At 64.9% G+C, this 17,970-nt stretch carries 9 protein-coding genes; all 9 read right to left on the bottom strand.

The features are described from left to right. Nucleotides 1-214 precede the first annotated feature (214 nt). Nucleotides 215-613, bottom strand: a complete 399-nt coding sequence (locus tag AB0J47_RS18335; RefSeq protein ID WP_364346834.1) for a hypothetical protein — start codon at nucleotides 611-613, stop codon at nucleotides 215-217. After that, nucleotides 610-5,916 (bottom strand): putative T7SS-secreted protein, encoded by a 5,307-nt coding sequence (locus AB0J47_RS18330; RefSeq protein ID WP_364346832.1) that lies wholly within the window; start codon nucleotides 5,914-5,916, stop codon nucleotides 610-612. The genes AB0J47_RS18335 and AB0J47_RS18330 overlap by 4 nt, the downstream gene beginning before the upstream one ends. A 5-nt stretch (nucleotides 5,917-5,921) precedes the next feature. Next, the gene (locus AB0J47_RS18325) at nucleotides 5,922-6,512 is read right to left on the bottom strand and encodes a hypothetical protein (RefSeq protein WP_364346830.1); all 591 of its coding nucleotides are present in this window, start codon (nucleotides 6,510-6,512) and stop codon (nucleotides 5,922-5,924) included. Beyond that, entirely contained in the window at nucleotides 6,512-6,907 is a 396-nt protein-coding gene (locus tag AB0J47_RS18320; protein ID WP_364346828.1) for an SseB family protein, read from the bottom strand. The genes AB0J47_RS18325 and AB0J47_RS18320 overlap by 1 nt, the downstream gene beginning before the upstream one ends. A 106-nt stretch (nucleotides 6,908-7,013) precedes the next feature. Continuing rightward, nucleotides 7,014-7,409 carry a hypothetical protein gene (locus tag AB0J47_RS18315; protein WP_364346826.1) on the bottom strand — a complete coding sequence of 132 codons (396 nt, stop codon included), beginning with the start codon at nucleotides 7,407-7,409 and terminating at the stop codon, nucleotides 7,014-7,016. Between the two features lie 172 nt (nucleotides 7,410-7,581). Beyond that, complete coding sequence (locus tag AB0J47_RS18310; RefSeq protein ID WP_364346824.1) at nucleotides 7,582-9,732, bottom strand: DEAD/DEAH box helicase; 2,151 nt, start codon at nucleotides 9,730-9,732, stop codon at nucleotides 7,582-7,584. Then, nucleotides 9,729-11,027: a BREX system ATP-binding protein BrxD gene (gene brxD, locus AB0J47_RS18305; RefSeq protein ID WP_364346970.1), complete on the bottom strand. Its 1,299-nt coding sequence runs from the start codon at nucleotides 11,025-11,027 to the stop codon at nucleotides 9,729-9,731. The genes AB0J47_RS18310 and brxD overlap by 4 nt, the downstream gene beginning before the upstream one ends. Nucleotides 11,028-11,079: 52 nt before the next feature. Beyond that, the gene (gene pglZ / locus AB0J47_RS18300) at nucleotides 11,080-13,962 is read right to left on the bottom strand and encodes a BREX-2 system phosphatase PglZ (protein WP_364346822.1); all 2,883 of its coding nucleotides are present in this window, start codon (nucleotides 13,960-13,962) and stop codon (nucleotides 11,080-11,082) included. A gap of 85 nt (nucleotides 13,963-14,047) precedes the next feature. Beyond that, entirely contained in the window at nucleotides 14,048-17,968 is a 3,921-nt protein-coding gene (locus tag AB0J47_RS18295) for a phage resistance protein (RefSeq protein WP_364346820.1), read from the bottom strand. Nucleotides 17,969-17,970: the final 2 nt, after the last annotated feature.

The following is a 17,970-nucleotide window of genomic DNA, read 5'->3' as shown; positions in this document are numbered from 1 at the left end:
GTCATTGCTTTCCGGGTTGGGAACCATTCGGCGAGAAGGCGGCCGATCCGTTCGACGTCCGGGCTTTCGCAATCCATCCGTTCAGAGGTTGGGCGCGTTTATGACAATGTGGGCGAAACTTTGCGAGGAGCGCCGTCTACGATCGGCTACGGTAATAAAAGAAGTCTTGCCAGAAGTCGCAGTAACCACCTCATCCTTATTCATGGTTACTAAGTCACCATAGACGGGACAGATACTCGAATAAATTCTGGAAATCTCGGATGGAAGATTCACAATACTCTGGATCGCTCTGCGCGATGGCGTCTAACAGTTCGCGCCCCTCCATCCCCGGGAATTCCGGAGTGCCCGAGGCGACTCGTATCGGCTGGATGATCCAGTTGCGACCTGGTTTATCGACATTCCAGTCGATCTCGCCGCGATAGGATCGTACGCCAGATCGGATTAACTCGGGTGTATCGCTGGATTCAGACTTGTAGCGCCAAACTATGAATGGCGGAGTCCTCCGGGGGGAGAAGTCATCGAAACCCATATCAATTCGAGCCCATTCGACCTCGCCGAGAATCGCAAGCGTGGAGAGTATACGTTTGGACGGTCGGTCGGCTGCGCTGGTCATCCCGACCACCTCACTCCCGGGTTTAGGTATTTGATCACTCTCTCAAAGTCGCCTAAAGGAATCGGAGTTACCGATAGCCTTGGATCGTAAACATAACGACCATCTGTATATACCTCATGGAATACGTACTCCTGGGTTACACGCCCGGCGTTCTCGGGCGTGAGCAGGAGGCTCCCGTCTGTTGGTTCGTAACGTATGATGCTCCCAACCCCATCGGCTCTAGAGAGCATGTCCTGCGCGATCTCTGAGCAGTCGTAGCTTTCCGAATATTTCTTGTGCATCAAATCATCGAGTTGAGGATTCGGCGGGTGAGCCGGATTCGGCTCACGGAACTGGAACGATCCGTCCTCATTACGACAGGGCACCAGCCCCAACGGGTCGGTCCACAGCCCCGGATTGCGAGGGTAGCCCATGGGGTTGGGGCCAGGTGCGAGACCCATAGGATCTGCTGTGAGAAACCGCCCTGTGCGCGGGTCGTAGACGCGGTGCAGGTTGTAGTGCAGACCGGTTTCGGGGTCGTGCTGCTGACCAGGAAATCGGAGTGGGGTTTCAGCTTGTTCTGGCCAGGTGGTGTTGCCCCATAGATCGGTGCACGCGGTGGCGGTGTTGGTCGCGGTGGCGGGATCGATGAGTTCGGTGGGGGTGCCGACGAGGTCGGTGATGATTGCGAAGAACTCGCGGTCGACGCGGGTTTGGTCGGTGGTCTGGGTGATGGGGATGTGGGAGTTCGGTTGGTACTGCCACCGTTTCGAGCTGTCGTCGGTGGTCTGTTCGATGAGGTGGGTGCCGTCCCAGGTGTAGTCGGTGCGGTGGAGGATGGCGCCATCGGCGGCTAGGTGTTGTTTGGTGGTGCGGCGACCGAGGGCATCGTAGGTGTAGTGCCACCACTGGTGGTCCGGGGTCCAGACGTCTGTGAGTTGGTCGAAGGCGTTATAGCGGTATTGCCAGATATCGGGTTTACGGGACAGGCGTGTGGTGATTTTGCGGATCAGGCGGCCGGACTCGTCGTACTGATAGCGGGTGCGGCCGTCTCGGATGAGGAGGTTGTTCTGGTATTCGCGGTGGTCGTTGGTCTCCAGTGTGGGATGTGAACCGGGAGTGGTAGCCGGTGTTGTTGGAGCGGTGAGAGCAACGGCGCCTTCGCCGGAGGCCTGCGCGGGCAGGGTGCTGGTGATGTTGCTGAGACGGTCGTACGTGTATTGCTCAGTGAGGGTGCCGTTGCGGGTGATGGTGGTAACACGGCCTGCGGGATCGAGGGTGTATTCGCGAAGCACCGGGTCGGTGTCGGGGTGGGTGAGGATGTGGCTGGTGGGGTATCCGTCTGGGCGGTAGGTGTATTCGTCGTACCGGAGCAGGCTTGGGCTCGGGCGGGTAGACGGGCCGAGGTCGAGTGAGCTGCCGGGGTAGGCAGTGACGTCCTGGTGGGTGAGGCGCCCTATCGCGGTGAAAGCGCGGGTGACCGCGATTTCACCTATGCGCCAACAGGTTAGACGACCGAGTGGGTCGTGGGTGAACTGGACGTGGTTGCCGTCGACTGTCATTGCGCGGGTACGGCCGGTGAAGTCGTAGTGCCAGTCGGTAGTCGCGTCGGAAGGGGTGATGCGGCGGGTGCGGCGGCTGAGTTGGTCGTAGTCGTGCCGCATCGGGCGTTGATGATCGAGCGTTTGGGTGGCGATGTGGCCTGTTGGGGTGTAGCCGAATTCGAGGGTGTGGATCGAGTCCCCTCCGCTGCCGGAGACAGCTGTGAGGATGCGCCCGACGGGGTCGTGGGTGTAGCGGAGCCATTCGCCGGTGTCGGCTGTGATTTCGGTGAGGCGACCGAGGATGTCGTGGGTGTGGTGGCGGGTGACGCCGGTGGCAGGAGTGATCGTGGCGACGCGGCCAGCGCGGTCGTGGGTGTAGTGGGTGGTGGCGCCGGTGTAGTCGGTTTCGGCGATCAGACGGCCCGCGAGGTCGTGCTCATAGGTCCAGGTGTGGCCCAGGGGGTTGGTGACCGCGGTGAGGCGGCGTTCAGCATCCCAGGTGTAGCGGGTGGTCGACCCGTCGGGATCGGTGCGGGAGGTCAGCAGGTCGAAGGCACCGTAGGTGAAGCGGGTGAGGTTGGCAGCGCGGTCTGTGTGTGTCAGCAGATTGCGTTCACCGTCGTAGGTCCAGGATTCGGTGTGACCGTCGGGATCGGTGCGCTGCAGCAGATTTCCATCGGGAGCCCACGCATAGCAGGTGTGGCCGCCGAGCGGGTCGATGACTCGGATCGGTCTGCCGAAGTGGTCGCGTTCAATGCGGGTGATCGCGCCATTCGGGGCGGTTGTCTGGATGGGAAGACCGGCCGGATCTACCTCAATAGTGGTGCGGGCACCGTCGGCGTTGGTGATCTGGGCGATAGCGCCATTGGGGTGGTAGCGGTATTCGGTGCGGGTGCCCGCCGGATCGATGACGGCGGCGAGGTTGCCGGTCTTGTCCCATTCCTGTTGTCGCACACTGCCGTCTGCCTCGATGACTCGGGTGGGGCGGTTGCGCCACAGGTACTCGATCTCGACGGCGTGGCCGTCAGGGCGGGTGATTTCGGCGACGTCACCCTCGGCGGTGTGCTTGTAGCGGGTGATGCCACCATCGGGAGCAACGACTTTCAGCGGGTTGCGGTCTGCGTTGTAGTCGATATGGGTACGACCACCTGCCGGGTCGACAAGGTCGCGGAGGCGACGGTCCCGGTCGAAGCCGTGGCTGGTGACCGCACCGAAGGAGTCGGTGACGGTGGTGAGGCTGCCGGTGCCGTCGGGGAATTCGAGATAGTCGAAGTCGCAGTTCATCACACCGCCGGTGCCGCGCTGGTAGATGACGCGACCGGACTCGTCGTAGGTGTTGACCATCTGATTGCCGTTTGAATCGGTCCACGAGGTCATCCGGTGTTCAGTGTCGTAGCCGTAACGGGTAATAGCGCCGACGGCGTTGGTGACCATCGCGAGTTCACCGAACTCGTAAGCGAATTCCCGCACCCGCGTGGCGGTTTCAACACTGTTGTCGCCGGAACTGCTGACCGACAGTCCGGTCACCCGGCCCGCCGCGGTGTCGATGAGGACTCGATATCCGCCCGAATGCGAGACCTCGATCGGCGCGCCGTCGGTGTTGTAGTGGAAGCGGATTCGGTTACGGTGCCGGTCGGTAATCGCCGAGATCGCGTAGTTCCCCAGCCGGGATTCGAGGTCGCCGAGTACCGGTTCTGGAGCGAAATGCCAGATCAGTTCGCGACCTTGATCCCAGAGCCGATAGCCGCCGGTGTCGGTGCGAGTCAACGTCCACCGCTGCCCACCAGTGATCGGCTCCACCGCCACACCAGCCGCGGCGTGCGGATAGACCAGCATGATCCCGTCCTGCCCAAGGAAGGTCACACCTTCGTGCTCGACGACCAAACGGATGTCGAGGGTCGCCGACCAGGAAGGACCGAACCAGCGGCCATACCGGTAGCTCGAGCGGTGAGTGCGCGCCAACACCAGCGACAGGACACCGGGCAGGTCGAGATCGGTTTCCGGAAGCAGGAATTCGCCACTGGCGACATCGACGGGATCCCGGTCGCAGGTCTTCTCGCTCGGAGTCTGGTTGCTGTCCGCGCCGTTTTCGCGCGCCACGTCACCGGCACCCTGGTCGGCCTCGGCGCGACCCTGCGGAGTGTTGTCCACCGGCTGGTCGTGGTGAGACTGTTGATGATCCGGGCTCGGGCTGTCGTGACCGCCAGGGGTCGTGCCGTCCCCTGGATGCCCATCCGTGGGGGTCGGGTTCGGGTCATGGGTCTGCTGTGGAGGGTCACCGCCGTGCTCGGTTGTGGTGGGCGAATCAGTGTTGTGAGGAGCCGGATTCGTGTCCGGATGCGGTGCCGCCGATGGTGACTCCGGCTGTGTGTGGTTGGGAGCCGAGTTGTCCGGTCGGGGTGCGTCGGGTTCTGTAGCGTGCGAGGGGGTTTGGGACGTGGTGTCGCCCGGATGGGGGTCGGTGGTTCCCGGTTGAGTTGGGGATTCGGTCGCTGTGTTGGGGTGGGTGCCCGGCTCGGTCATACTCGGGTGGGTGCCCGTCGGTGCGCCCGGCTCATGTGGTGTCGACGAAGGAGCGTGAGACGTGGGAGCGCTCGGCGTGTGTGTGCTGGGCGTGGCGTGTGGCGCGTGTTCTGCCGCGCTGCCCACCGTGTGAGTGGCTTTGGTGACTTTGGAGACATCGCCGACCTTGTCCAACGCCGACAGGGCGGGTTTGGCCGCGCCCGCACCGCCGGTCCCGACGGTCGTGATCAGGTCCCCGGTGAGCGAGCCCAAGAATTCCGAGGGGTTCTTGCGGGCACCGGACAGGATCGACGACACCGCCGCACCGGGATCGGCAGCAGCCACCACCAGTCCGGTGCCCAGATCCGACATGCCGGAGAAGTATTCGGCCGGATGGGTGAGGTTGTAGGCGTCGAGTGGGCTGACCTGGCGAACGAACTGCACGATCCCGGAGAAGCTGGTCAAAAACCCGGAGGTGAAGTTCAGCTTCGCTTGATCCAACGCCCCTGATAGGTCCGAGACGTTGTCGGACCAACGTTCGGTGAACGGCGGCTCGGTCGGCGCGGACTCCGTCGCCGCCGCCAACGCTGCCGCGGCTGAGGTCGCGGCGTTGTCGCGTTGGGCGCGGGCGCCGAGCAGGATCTCGCGGGCTTCGTTGCGTATCGACGTCCAGGTGTCGACCAGGGGGGTTTTGCGTTTCTGCTCATCGGTGGGCGCGTTCCACTGGGTTTTCTTGCTGGTTTCCTCGGCCTCGGCGGCGTCCCATCGTGCGATCGCGTCGGCGGCTTTGGTTTGGGCGGCGGTGACCTCGTAATACCAACTGTTGAGGACACCGGACGCCTTGTGCATCGCGTCCGCGCCTTCCCACCACAGCTTGGGTTGTTTGGCGAACTCGGTGTGGAACTCCTCGGCCGCGGTCCCGGTCCAGTCCGCGGTGTTCACGGTACGCAGGGCATCGCCGGTCTGCCCGATCGAATCCCCCATCTTCTGCAACGCTTCGGCGGCGTCGTGGATCGCTGAGGGATCACCGCGGATCAGTTCCTTCGGATCCTTGGTTTGCCCGAGCTCATGCTCGTGGATTTCACCGCCGGCCAAATCGGCGATCTTGTCGCCGAGATCGTCCAGCCCCTCGGCGACCCCGTCCGCGCCAACCTTGCGGGCCAGCGTGGCGGCGGCGTCCAACCCGGAATCGGCGAGCTCGCCCGCTTTCTGAGTGACCGATTCGACGCCGTGCTCGATCGCGTCACCGACCGAGTTGACGAAATCCCCGATCCCCAAAACTATTACCCCCCTTGCCCGTTACGAATCTCAGCGGCCCGCTGCGCCGCCCCGGTATTCCAGTGAACCCCGGGCACTGCGCCAGCGAGCGCGTCCGGGCCCACCGCCTGAATGACCTCGATGTTGGTGCCGATCTGGTTGAACGCGTTCTGGAACGACTCGGCGCTGTAGTCGCGGTTGCGGATCTGGTTGTACTGGTTATCGGCCAGGGTCTCTCCCCACGACCTTTTGTCGATCTCCTCGTTCGACAGATGCGGGTTGCCGATCAGATGGCTGGTGATCTCCTTGAACGTGTTCGAGAACTTCTCATCCATGATGTGATAGCGGCCCGCAGCCAACCCCAACGTTTGCGCGATCGCATTGCCCGCCTGCACCAACGCGCGCACACCCCACGACCACCGCTCGGTGAACGTCTCGAACGAATTCTGCACCGAGGACTTACCCGCCTGCATCGGCGACAACGTCAACAGCGAAAACCCTCGGCCCATCGCCCCCGTCTCGCCGACACCGAGATCGGACAGTTCACTGATGACACCGGTGATCCCATCCGCGGCCTGCTGCAACACCGCAGGATCGACATTGAGCTGCTCACCCATCAGCGGTTCCCATCACCAGCGAGGGAGGTCTCGGAAACGTTCGGCGGGAACGCCATTGGTGCTGTGCCCGCCATATCGACAGCGACTCCGGTCGGCTCGGCCCGGCTTGCCGCGTACTCGGCGAGGCGGCTGCCGAGCAGTGTGTGATAGCGGTACTGCTGGTCCGGATCGACCCCGCGGGCACTCATGTAGCGGGCGTACTCCTCGACGCTGGTGAACGCACAAATCCAGTCGACGCCACCGACCTGGGAAGTAAACACCCTGTCCTGCTCGATCAGCGGCACCACCAGCAGCGCCTGCTCAAACGCCGCGCGCAGCATCTCGGGCTGCCCGAAACCCGCGTAGTATGCTGCGATCTCCGACCGCAACACGGCCGACGGATCGATATCAGACATTTGACTCGCAACCCCCGTTCATGATGCGGCAGACCCCGGCTGAAACCAGCCTTCGCAGCATAACCGTGATCGCTGACAGGCAACCTCACCGAGCCGAACTGGCAGGTTATCCGAAGAGGACTGGAGACTTGTGGCGGATGGCCACCACGATGATTCGAGGATCGACACCGAGAACACCGCTGATCGGATCGTCTGGATCGAGTTGCCCGAGCTCGTCCGCAACGAAGTTGAGCAGGGCCTTCGCGGGCAGGTCCGTGCGGCGTACACACAACCGGGCGGTTTCAGTCATGCACTGTCGGGCCGACTGGAATTGCGCGACGGCCGAACGATTTTCGCGAGAGCCATCAACTGCGACGACCCCCTGATAGCACCGAGGCGCGAACCCCCACCCAGCGAGCAAACGTGTGACGTGAAAGTCTGAGCCGCAAAGGTTCTGGCTGCGGGTCAAGAGGCGGTCGATGAGCGTCTCGTCGTATCGGTAGACGGGCAACAGTTCACCCAAGTCGGGCTTGTGCCGGATAGCAGGCGGCGGGCCCGACCCGGTGCACGATCAGCCGGGCGGTACTGGCGCTGAAACCCACGGCTTCCACTGGGTCGCTCCGGTCGCATACCGCCGTCCGTAAGGAAACCTGTGCGCGACAAGCATCAGCAATGCATCCATGCGCGTGAGGTACTCACGGTGTGCTCAGGAATTGGGTTGCCATCCGAATGATCTGCTGCGCGCCCGAATCGTCCGCCAGACGCGCCGCGACGGTCGCCGCCGCGAGGTGCTCGGGCAGCAGCGTGCCGAACTTGAGTCCGTTGACTGCGCGAGGATCCACAGCCGGCAACACGAGGTCGGCTCGAGTTAGGGCTGCGCGCCACATGTCCGGTGTCAGATCGGGTCGCAGCCGGATGACAAGATCCGTTGGGCGCTGCTCGGTTTCGGTGACCGCCGCGAGGGTGTTGGCGAGAGTTGCGTTCGCGCGGAAGCCTGCCCAGGTCCACCAGCGGACGGTTCTTCCGTTGCGTTGGATGATGGTGGCGTCGGATGCGACCGTGGCTGCGCGTTCGGCGCGTTGATCTGCCAGGGCGGCAATCGCACGACGAGTGAGGGACACCGGCGGGTCGAAACCGCACATGACATCCCGCATTGCCTGCGTCAAGGCGAAAGACAGGCCACGCAGGCCAGGGGTCGACCATTTGGCGATTCCGCCACCGTCTGCTGGTTCGACGAAGAGGCGGCGTCGTTTCCAGTCGATATAGGTGACGCGCCAGCTGCGCCCGGCGAGAAGAAGCAGCCGTGGGCCGGGCCGGTCGTCGGTGAGGATCGAGGCATCGGTTTGGCCGATCTCCTGGCGTCCGGCGAGCACGGTGAATTGCGGCGGGGCGGTGAAGGCCGCGGTGAGGTCGAGGAAGTTTCTGCGTCCGAACCTTTTCTCGGCTTCCGGACCGATGAAAAGCAAACCTTGATCACTGTCGAGGAAGCCGGCGTTGATCAGGTGCCGCAGGATCGGTTCGGCGGAGCCGTCGAAGGGTGGCAAGCCGTTCCATTGCTCAGCCCAGACCCTGTCACCGAGGGTGCCATGTTGCAGGGTTGCGGCGAGGATCTGCTGAGCAATAAGGTGACGCGGTTGTGGCGGGGCTTGGACCGGTTCCACCCATCCGCGACCCCAGAGCAGCAATAGCCCGGCTGCCTGTAACAGCGAATCGTCGCTGGTGGCGAGGAACAGGCAGTTGCGTGTGCTCCCGGTCCGGCGCCCGGTGCGGCCGATGCGCTGCAGGAAGGAAGCGACGGTGGCGGGCGCATCGACCTGGATGACTCGGTCGAGGTCGCCGACGTCGATGCCGAGTTCGAGGGTGGAGGTGGCGACGATGACTGTGTCGCGGGCCTCGGCGAAGGCTTGTTCGGCGCGGCGGCGTTCGTCGGCGGACAGCGAGGCGTGTGAGAGGAACACCGCGACCCCGCGTGCCCGCAGCGTGGCTCCGAGCTCTTCGACCTGGCGGCGGGAATCGCAGAACACCAGGCGTTTCTCGCCGCGGTGCAGGGTGGCGATCACCTTGGCGGCATTTTCGAGCGAACCGACATAGTCCAATTCGACTTCGCCGGGCGGTGGTGATTGCGAAACAGATTGGTGTGCCGTGACTTTGGATGTCTCGACATCCGGCGCGACGACCCGGCCCCGGCGCACCCGAGTCCCCGAGCCCTGTAGCCAGGTCAACAGGTCGTGTGGATTGCCTACTGTCGCTGACAATCCCACGCGTTGGATGGGTCCTCTAGTCACTCGTTGGAGGCGTTCCAACACCGCCAATAGGTGCCAGCCACGGTCGTCGCCGGCGAAGGCGTGCACCTCGTCGACGACGACAGCACGAACTCCGCCGAGCAGGTCGTCGTGATCGGTCTTCACGCCGATCAGCATGGCTTCCAGGGATTCCGGTGTGGTCAGCAGAATGTCGGGGGGTTCCCGGCGGATGCGGTTGCGCTGGGATTCTCCGATATCGCCGTGCCAGAGGGCGGCGCGTCGGCCGAGCCACTGAGCGTATCCATCGATTCGGGCGACGAGGTTGTTGAGCAGCGCCTTGAGCGGGCATAGATACAGCACGGAAACCCCGCGCCAATCTCGTTGCGCCATGGCCGAAAGCAGTGGGAAGCAGGCGGCTTCGGTTTTGCCGCCCGCAGTCGGGGCGAGCAGGACCGCGTCTTCTCCGGCGAGCAGCGGTTCGATGGCGGCCTTTTGAAGGGGCCGAAGGTCGGGCCAGCCCAGGGTGTTGACGATGTGATGCACGACGACCGGGTCGAGCCGGTCGAGCGGATCGGCGTTTCGGGCTGTGTTCACCTCGCTCACAGGTCGAGGTCTATGTCGTTGGCACGGGTGAGATTTCGCTCGACGGCGGTGAGTTCGGTGGGCGTCACCGTCAGCCGATAGTGCTGGCGCGGATCGAAATCCGGATACTGATCGACGCGGTCGAGCACATCGCTGACCAGCTTCTTCAGGTAAAGCCGGGGTGCCACACCGACTTTGCCGCCCAATGCGCCGCCCACCGCTGTCGCCAGGTCGGCGATGTAGGCATTGTCTGCGACTGCCCGAATCCGGTCCCCGTGATCGGAGTCGTCGGCGTACAGGTCACGAATGGTGACTCCGAGCTGGCTCAAGGAGTCCAGGGTGAACCCGGGCAGTCGCAGTTGCACTGCCCGCGGGTTGTCGAAGCGTGGGTCGGTGGTGAAGTCGGTGGCCAGACGCTGCGCCAGCGGCGCGAGCCGCTGCACGCCCTGCTGCCCGTCGTAGAAGGCGGGCGTTCCGGTGATCAGTAGGTACACGCCCGGAAAGCGACCCGAGTACACCTCGTCGATCAGCTGGCGCATGGCGTTGAGGGCCTTGTCGCGGGCATCGGAGCGCACCCGCTGCAGCGTCTCCACTTCGTCGAGGACCACCAGCAAGCCGCGGTAGCCACTGTCTTGCAACACAACCAACAGCCCCTGCAGAAAGCCGAGAGCACCGAAGTGATCCAGGTCACCGCGCACCCCGGCCGCGCGTCGCGCCGCGGCAGCGACATTCGGCTGACCGCCCAGCCATGCCAGCACGGCGGCTGCGGTCGATTCGTCACCGGCCAGCGTCGCGTTCCGGTAGCCGCGCAATGCGGCCGCGAAAGATGGTGCGTGCCTGGATACCTCGGCCAGTCGCGCGGTCATGAGCTGTTCCACCGCGTCAGGTAGTTCGGCGTCCGTTGCGCCGTCGGCGAGCGCGTCCTCCTCGAGCGCGAAGAACCAGGCGTCGACCACCGGGCGCAGGGCACTGGGCGGGAAGCTGGAGGTGGTCAGCCGTTCGGTGAGGCGTCGATAGACCGTCTCGAGCTTGTGCAGCGGGGTCTCGGTCTCAGAGATCTGGATCTCGGAGACGGCGAAGTTGCGTCGCTTGGCGCGTTCGGCCAGCCACCGTGCGAAGAACGTCTTACCGGAGCCGTATTCGCCGCGCACCGCTTTGAACACCGACCCGCCGCAGGCCGCCGCGTCGAGTTCGGCGTCGATGGCCGCTTCGAACCGGTCGAGCCCCGTGGCGAGCAGGTCAAGCCCCGACTCGGGGACGGCCCCCCGCCGCAGCGCGTCGATGACCAGGCGACGTCGTGCCGCGCTTACCGGCATGGGCTGCGCGCTACTCACGAGCCAAGTCTCGCATGCGGGGCGCGGCGTTCGGTCATAGCCCGAATTGGGTGCGCAGGCGAGCCTCATTCAGTTTCAGAGTGCGGCCGTCGGGCAGGGTCTCCAGCACCGTGATGCCGTCGTAGTTGAGCAGCTGGCTCAACACGGCGGCGAAGCTTGCCGGTGGGCGGGTAGACGGGTAACCGACACGCTGGGCGAGCGCGGTGATGGGCAGAGGCCCCTCGAGCAGTGCTCGGATAGCCTTCTCCAGCATCTGCGGTTGCGGCGGGCGGGACAGCAGGGTGCGCTGCCCGGCGAAGGTCTCCGAGGCCAGCAACCGACTCACCAGATCCTCGCGGGAAGTGTCGTCGCGGCTCGCCACCGGCTCGGCCGGGGAAACCTCAGGCAGCTCGAACATCGGTTCGACGCCATGCGGATATTGCTGTGCAGCGCGTTCGGTCTTGCGCTGGGGAGTGGTTGTCCGTTCGGGTTCTCGGGCCACCTCGGGGGTGGGACGGTCCGGCCACCACCAGTAGGGGGACTGATCGTTTAGCCCCCGACGCAGCCATGCCTTGGGCGGCTCGATCCCGACTGGCACCAACGCCAGGATCGGGATGGTGATCTCCGCCAGCGCCGCGCCCCCGTGGTAGCCCGCCTTCTGCGTACTGTAACGGGAGTCGTTGTCCCACAAGGCGACAATGGAAGCGCCGGGGTGCGCCTCGGTTTCTCCGGGGCGCGTCCATACCACCCGCGGACCGGACAGCTCGATCTCGGCTTCCGCGAGCCGGCCGGAACCGTCAGGCCAACGGTGGCGGGCCGATTGCGCCCGGGGGACGTCGACATGCTTGCTGTGCCGGTCGATGACATGGCCGTGGTCGCTGGTGATGATCACGGCCATGTTGTGTTCGTCCGCGGTACGCAACAGGGCTGTGAGGTCACCGATCTCACGCAGCTCCCAGCTCGGGTCGCCGAGCTTGCGTTCCTTGGCGAGCCGGTCGTCGATGGTGTTGAGGACTACCGCGATATGGGTTCCGGGTTCCGCCAGGGCGTGGGTGAGGTCCTTGCCGAAGGGATGCCCATCCTCGGCACGCAGGTCGTCCTTGTGGAAGATGCGCGCCTGCTGCTTGCCTCGGAAACGATGCTGCGGAAACAGCTTGCGCTCGACGCTCTGGTCGCCATGCGTGAGCACTCCGGCGAACAGGCTCGTGCGGGAGACCGCGGTGAGGCTCGGCAGCGCCGCGGCCATGGCACGACGACGGGGGATGTCGCCGACCGGGTACGGGTCGTATTCGTCCCAGCCACGGTGCAATTCGTCGGCGAGTTCGGTGGCGATGGCAGCGCTCATCCCATCCACCACGATCAGCATCACCCTGCGCTGCGCGGCCACCGGCGCGACAACGCGGGTGAGGAAGGTCTCCACGGTGAGCATCTCGCCCGGGTCGGATCCCGCTGACGTCCACACCGCGAGTGCGGTGGCGAATTCGCGGTCTATTTCGCGCCGGCGGTCCCGGACTCGCTTGATCAGGGCGCGGTAAGGGACCTTCAGGGCCGGATCGGAGTCTCCACCAGCCTCCAGGTAGTCGAGAGCCCGGTCGACCCAAGCGGTCTCGCGCATGTGCCGGTCTAGTGCCGCGGCCACGGTGTCCACGGCGGGATCCGGTTCCGGCGTCAGCCATCGGCTGAGTCGCTGCGCCATTTCGACCCGCCGGATACGCACCTCGAGTTCGGGATCATCGGCAAGCCGGTGATCGGTCAACTCCGCGAGCGCCGCGGTGACGGCCTGGGGATCTTTGCTAACCAAGGCATTTCCGACCGCCGTGAAGCGAGCTTCGAGCCCGGCTCGCAGAATCGGGCTGGCCGCGGCGGCCGTGTCTGCACCGAGTTCGCGGACCAGTTCGGCGGCTCGTTTGAGTGCGGGATCGACGATCTCGCGGGCGGCGCGAACCGAGGACGTCCATGGGGTGTCGATCTCGGCCCCCGTATCCGACCACGGAGCGTTCACCCGATACGCGCGCCGGTCGTGAGCACGGGTGAGCTGGGTGTCGAAGTAGGCGGTGCACACGCGCGCGAAAACGACCATGCGACGGTCGAGTTCGTCGGCGCTGACGGGAGGACGGTCACCGAGCCGGCGTTCGGCGCGTCCACGCGCCTGGTAGGTGGCGTTGTCCGGTTGCGGGTGCAGCCACAGCGCCGCGCATACCAGGCCGAAGGCGAGCGCGTCGGCGCCATTCCCGGCACGCATCAGGTCCAGGATCACCGCACCGGCCTCACCGGCTTGTTCGGTATCGGTGAGAAAGGCCGTCAAACCGTCGCGTTCGGCATCGCGCAGGCCCAGCAGCCTTTCCGCGCTGCCCGCCGTGTGCGACCACTGCAGCAGAATGTTCGGGTCGATGCGGTCGGTGTCGGTCCTGGGTAGCCGCAAGCGCCGGGTCGCGAGCGCCGACAATGCCTCTCCTCGCGACAGCATGCCGGGAATCCGGGGCCAGCCGTCGAGCCCGGCGGCGTCGAGCAATGCCTCGGCCGCCCACATCTCGCGTTTGAGCCACTCGTCGACGTCGGTGGCCCCGAACGCGGTTCGCACCATCTCCCAGCGGTCTACCAGGTTGACCCGTTGCCTATGGGTGCGGGCGAGAATGGCCGGGTCGAGCTCGTCGTGCTCACGGTCGGTGAGCACCACCATCACCGGCGGCTCGGTATCCGTATCCATGTGTTCGAGGACGAGTTCATGTACGCCGAGAACAGATGGAGCCACAGCCAGTCGCACTCGTCGACCGCCGATGGTCAGCTCGACCGGTCCGTCCCACCCCGGTACGGCGCGCAGCAGAACCACAGTACGTGGCCCTTTCCCGGCCAGCGCGTCGGTCAAGCTGCTACTGGTCGAAAGGTATTGGGCGACATCAGAGTTACGCAGGGACGGCAGACTCAGGGTGCTGGTCACGCGTATACCTCCCAGGCTGCAGCGCCGCACCAGGCCAGTGCGGTGAAAGGTCGTGCGCCGGAACGAGAATCAGGGGATGCGGAGCTCACTGCACCTCCCAGCTCAGGACTATGCGTGCGTTGGGGTCCTGACGCGCCAGTTCCTCGAGTTCCGCTGTCACTTCCCGAATGACCGCGTGCGTGTTCACGGCAGTAAAGCGTCGTGCACCGGATCGGGACGGACGACCCGTATCCGGATCGGAGACCGGCACTGGGGGATGATTGGACTGTCCCGCCAGATCGACGTCATCGCCTCGGTGCGGGGGCGTGGGCGGTGGGGTGGGCTCCGCGGTGTCCAACGCCGCGGTGATGGCGTCGGCGGTGTCGGTCAGCTTAGCGACCAGATCCGCGGTGAACTGGTCGGCACGGGCCGTTTTCCGCAGTTGTTCGAGCAACTGTTCGCCATCGGCACCGAGCTTGCGGTACAGCTTCAGCGTGCCCCACGGCGCGTTCTCGAGCGCGGTGGCCACAGCGCGGGCTTGTTTGATGGACGCGCCCAACTGCTGCGGGGTCACTTCGCCCAGGGCGAACCCGGCGAAAGCTTCGACGGTCTGCTTGGCGGCGGCCGAACCGCCGCCACCTGCAGCGGAAATCGCCGACAACAGGGCGACGGCACGCTGCGCGGTGGCCAGGCGTTCGGAGCCATCGAGGCCGAGCAGCGTGGCATGGCTCTCCAGCTGCCGCACCAGATCTGCGGCCTGTCCGCGATACTCGCCGTTCGCGAACTCGATGAGCCTACGTGCGAGTTGCTGCACCATCGGACCGCGCAGCAGCGTGGGGGCCTTATCGCCGGCGATGGTCTCGAAGCGCGCACGAGCAGTGTCCCAGGTGGATTCACTGGGCAGTGCCTGTTTACGCAGTGCGTCAATGGATTTCAGCTGACTGGGCTCCGGTGTGGTGTCCTGAGGGTGGCCTGCCCGCACCCACACCCGATCGTCCATCACGGCGAACGCGGCGATCACCAGGTTCTTCAGGAAATCGTCCAGCCCACGCGAGTTCGGCGGGCGGTCGGTCCAGTCGGCCAGGTCGGTGATCTTCAGATCGCCGGTGACACCGTCCTCGGCGGCAAAGCGGTTGAACTCCTCGGCCCAGCGCCGCGACAGCTCGAAGTATGCCTCCTTCTGCTCACCGAGTCCGAGCGGACCCGCGACGCGCCGCATGATCTTGCGGTCCTTGGCCGGAACCTCCACCCGCCCGTCGCGCGCCTCGGCAGCCGACCGCACATGGGCGAACACGGTTTTCGCGTCGGCGGGCTTGACTGCTAGCTCCAGGTAGTCCGGGTCTTCGAAATGCGGGTGCGCGGGGTACTGGTGGGCCAGCATGAGACCAGCGATGTGCCGGACGCCGTCGCGCATGGTGGAACCGAACGGCAAACGCAGATCCGGGATCTCAGGCAGCGGTTGCAGATGCTCGTGGAAGACGTTCTGCACGTCGGTCTCGGTCTTCTCGTCGAGACCGTACGCCTTCTTGAACGCCGCCCGCATCTGGTTCATCAACGTGTCGCGCTGCTCGCGCAGCATATTCCAGGCGGTAGCCCGGTTGTCGGCGCTGAGAGTGGCGGCATACTGGGTGTCGAACCGCGCCTTGTCCGCCACCGCCTTGTCGATGACGACCAGCTTCCGGAAGCTGTCCCAGCGCGCCTTGGACAGGTGGTCGGGAAGCCACGCAACGGTGTTCGTTGGGTGGTCCTGCTGCTTGTCGCGCAGTTCCCGCATGCGCATGGCGTCCTCGCGGGCGGTGTGATCCTCGTCCTCATCGAAGGGCAAGTCGATGACGAGGCGCCACAGGCTCGACTCGCTCGGCTGAAGTTCATTGTCCGGCAGTTCGTTTTCGTCGCGAACATTGCCGAACACGACTTCGACGAGGCGGTTCGAGCCACGCCAGACGAACCGCAGAGTGTCGGGACCGAACCGGTCGCCAGCAGGCTCGATACCGAATTCGTCGATCAATATACGTTTGGCGAGCGCCGCACGGTTGACGCGAGTGTCATTGGCGCCGGCATTGGCGAGCACGGAGTCCACGCTGATGCCGGTGAGCTCCAGGCGCACACCACGATTGCCAACCGGCTCGCTGGGCTTGATCTCCGGGAACTGGCCGGCCCACTCCTCGATCTTGCTGGAGATGATGCCCACTTCCGCGCCCTGAATGGGTGTGGAGATGGATCCGTAGTTGAGTGCGCCCAGCTTTCGGGCATTGAGCTCATGCAAGGCCGACGCCCCAGGAGCGAGCGCGGACAGCAGCAGCGTGCACAGCAGCTGATTGTCGGCGACGAACTGCTTGCAGCCATTGACGACCTTCAAGTCGGTGAGCTCGTCGGGCCGATGCAGGTAAGCATCGACGTCGTCCTCCGTGACCTCGTAAAGTCGCCGCAGATAGGGGCGAAGATCGTTGCGGTACAACCGATCCGCCGCCTCGAACATGACCCGCTTATCGGCGACGAACGGTCGGTCCCCACCCGCGGTGAGCACCTCGTACAGATCACCCAGCGGAACCAGCTGCCCCAGCCGCAGATTGTCGCGCCGCTGCGCCAGCAACTCGCCCATGAGCTTGAGACCGGTGCGATTGCGCTGCAGATCGGTCGACATGTGGACGATCGTGGACAAGAACGCCGGGGAGAACGGGTAGGCGTGCTTGAAGGATGCTTCGTCCGCACCGGTGGACTGGTCGGAGCCGAGCAGTGCATCCCATACCTGCGGCCCGACCCGCTTGGTCGCGGCGAACGCCGCGTCGATCTGCGCCTTCGCGTCATCGTCGATCGGCTTGAGCAGCCGGTCATGCGCGATCTCGGGCAGGTTGCGGTCTTCGAGCTCGATCACGTCGAAACGCCCGGAGGCGAGTTCGAGGTTGTCGTGGATGGCCGCCTCGTACGCCCCGGATGCCTCGCCGCCCAACAGTTCCCGCGGGTCCCGCTGACGGGCGATGAACGACACGATGGGGATGGCGCGACGGGTATCGCCACCCTCCCGGAAGTTCGTCATCTTCGCGGTCTCGCGGGCGACGAACTTGTGGTCGTGCATCTGCGTGTGCAGCCACAACACCAGCTCATCCAGGAACAGAATCAGCCCGTCATAGCCGCCATGGTCCTTGGCGTGCTGCGCGATGACCGACAGACCGCGGTCCAGCGAAATAAAACCGTGCTCGTCCTCGGCGGCATCGCGGGTGAAACCGGTGACCAGGGTGGCGCTGGCGTCACCGACGAGCTTCGCGCGCAACTCCTGGGGAGTCTTCGGCTTGACCAGATTGAGTGTCGCCCCGGGCTCGTGCGCTTCGGGCGCGGCCATGGCCTCGTTCAGTCGGGCGCTGGTCCAGAAGGCTTCGCCGCTCTCGTCCTTATCGGCCGGCTCTTTGTCGCCCCACTCGTCCTCGCCGTCCTCGTCCACCTGGTAGAGCGAGTTGAGTGCCGCGAGCACGAAATCCTCGCCTCCTGGGCGGGAACGCATCCCGGAGATAGTTTCGAACAGAGCGTCGGTGCGATACACCTGCGGCAGCGGCGCATCCGGGTGCAGCGCACGCACATGCTCGACATACCCGCCGAGCACCCGCTGTTCCAGCGATTTAGCACCCATCATGTGGTACGGAACGAGCAGGAACTTGCGTCCCTCGGTCTGCAGCCAGTCGTGCTTCGCCAGCACCGGCGCGAACTCCGCGCGCGCCCGGGCCTCCGGATTGTTCGACAACAGCGCGTACAGCACTGCCATGAAGTGCGACTTACCGGCACCGAACGAACCGTGCAGGTAGGTCGGCTTGGAAGTACGCCCGTCGAGCGCGGACTTGATCAGAGCGAGCGACTGATCGTAGTTGGTGAGCAGCTGCTCGGTGACCACGTACTCGCGCACCGCCCGCGCGATGGACTCCGGATCAGACACCGCCTCCACCAGCGCGAGCACAAAGTCAGGAGTAGAGATGTGTTCCTTGATGTGAATCAGGTCCCGCAGCAAAGGTTTCTGCGCGCCACCCTTCGGTGCCACGG

The organism is Nocardia sp. NPDC049737, assembly GCF_040674755.1.
Taxonomy (GTDB): Bacteria; Actinomycetota; Actinomycetes; order Mycobacteriales; family Mycobacteriaceae; genus Nocardia.
Note: the sequence above shows the minus strand (reverse complement) of the source record. Positions and strands in the feature narration are given on the sequence as shown.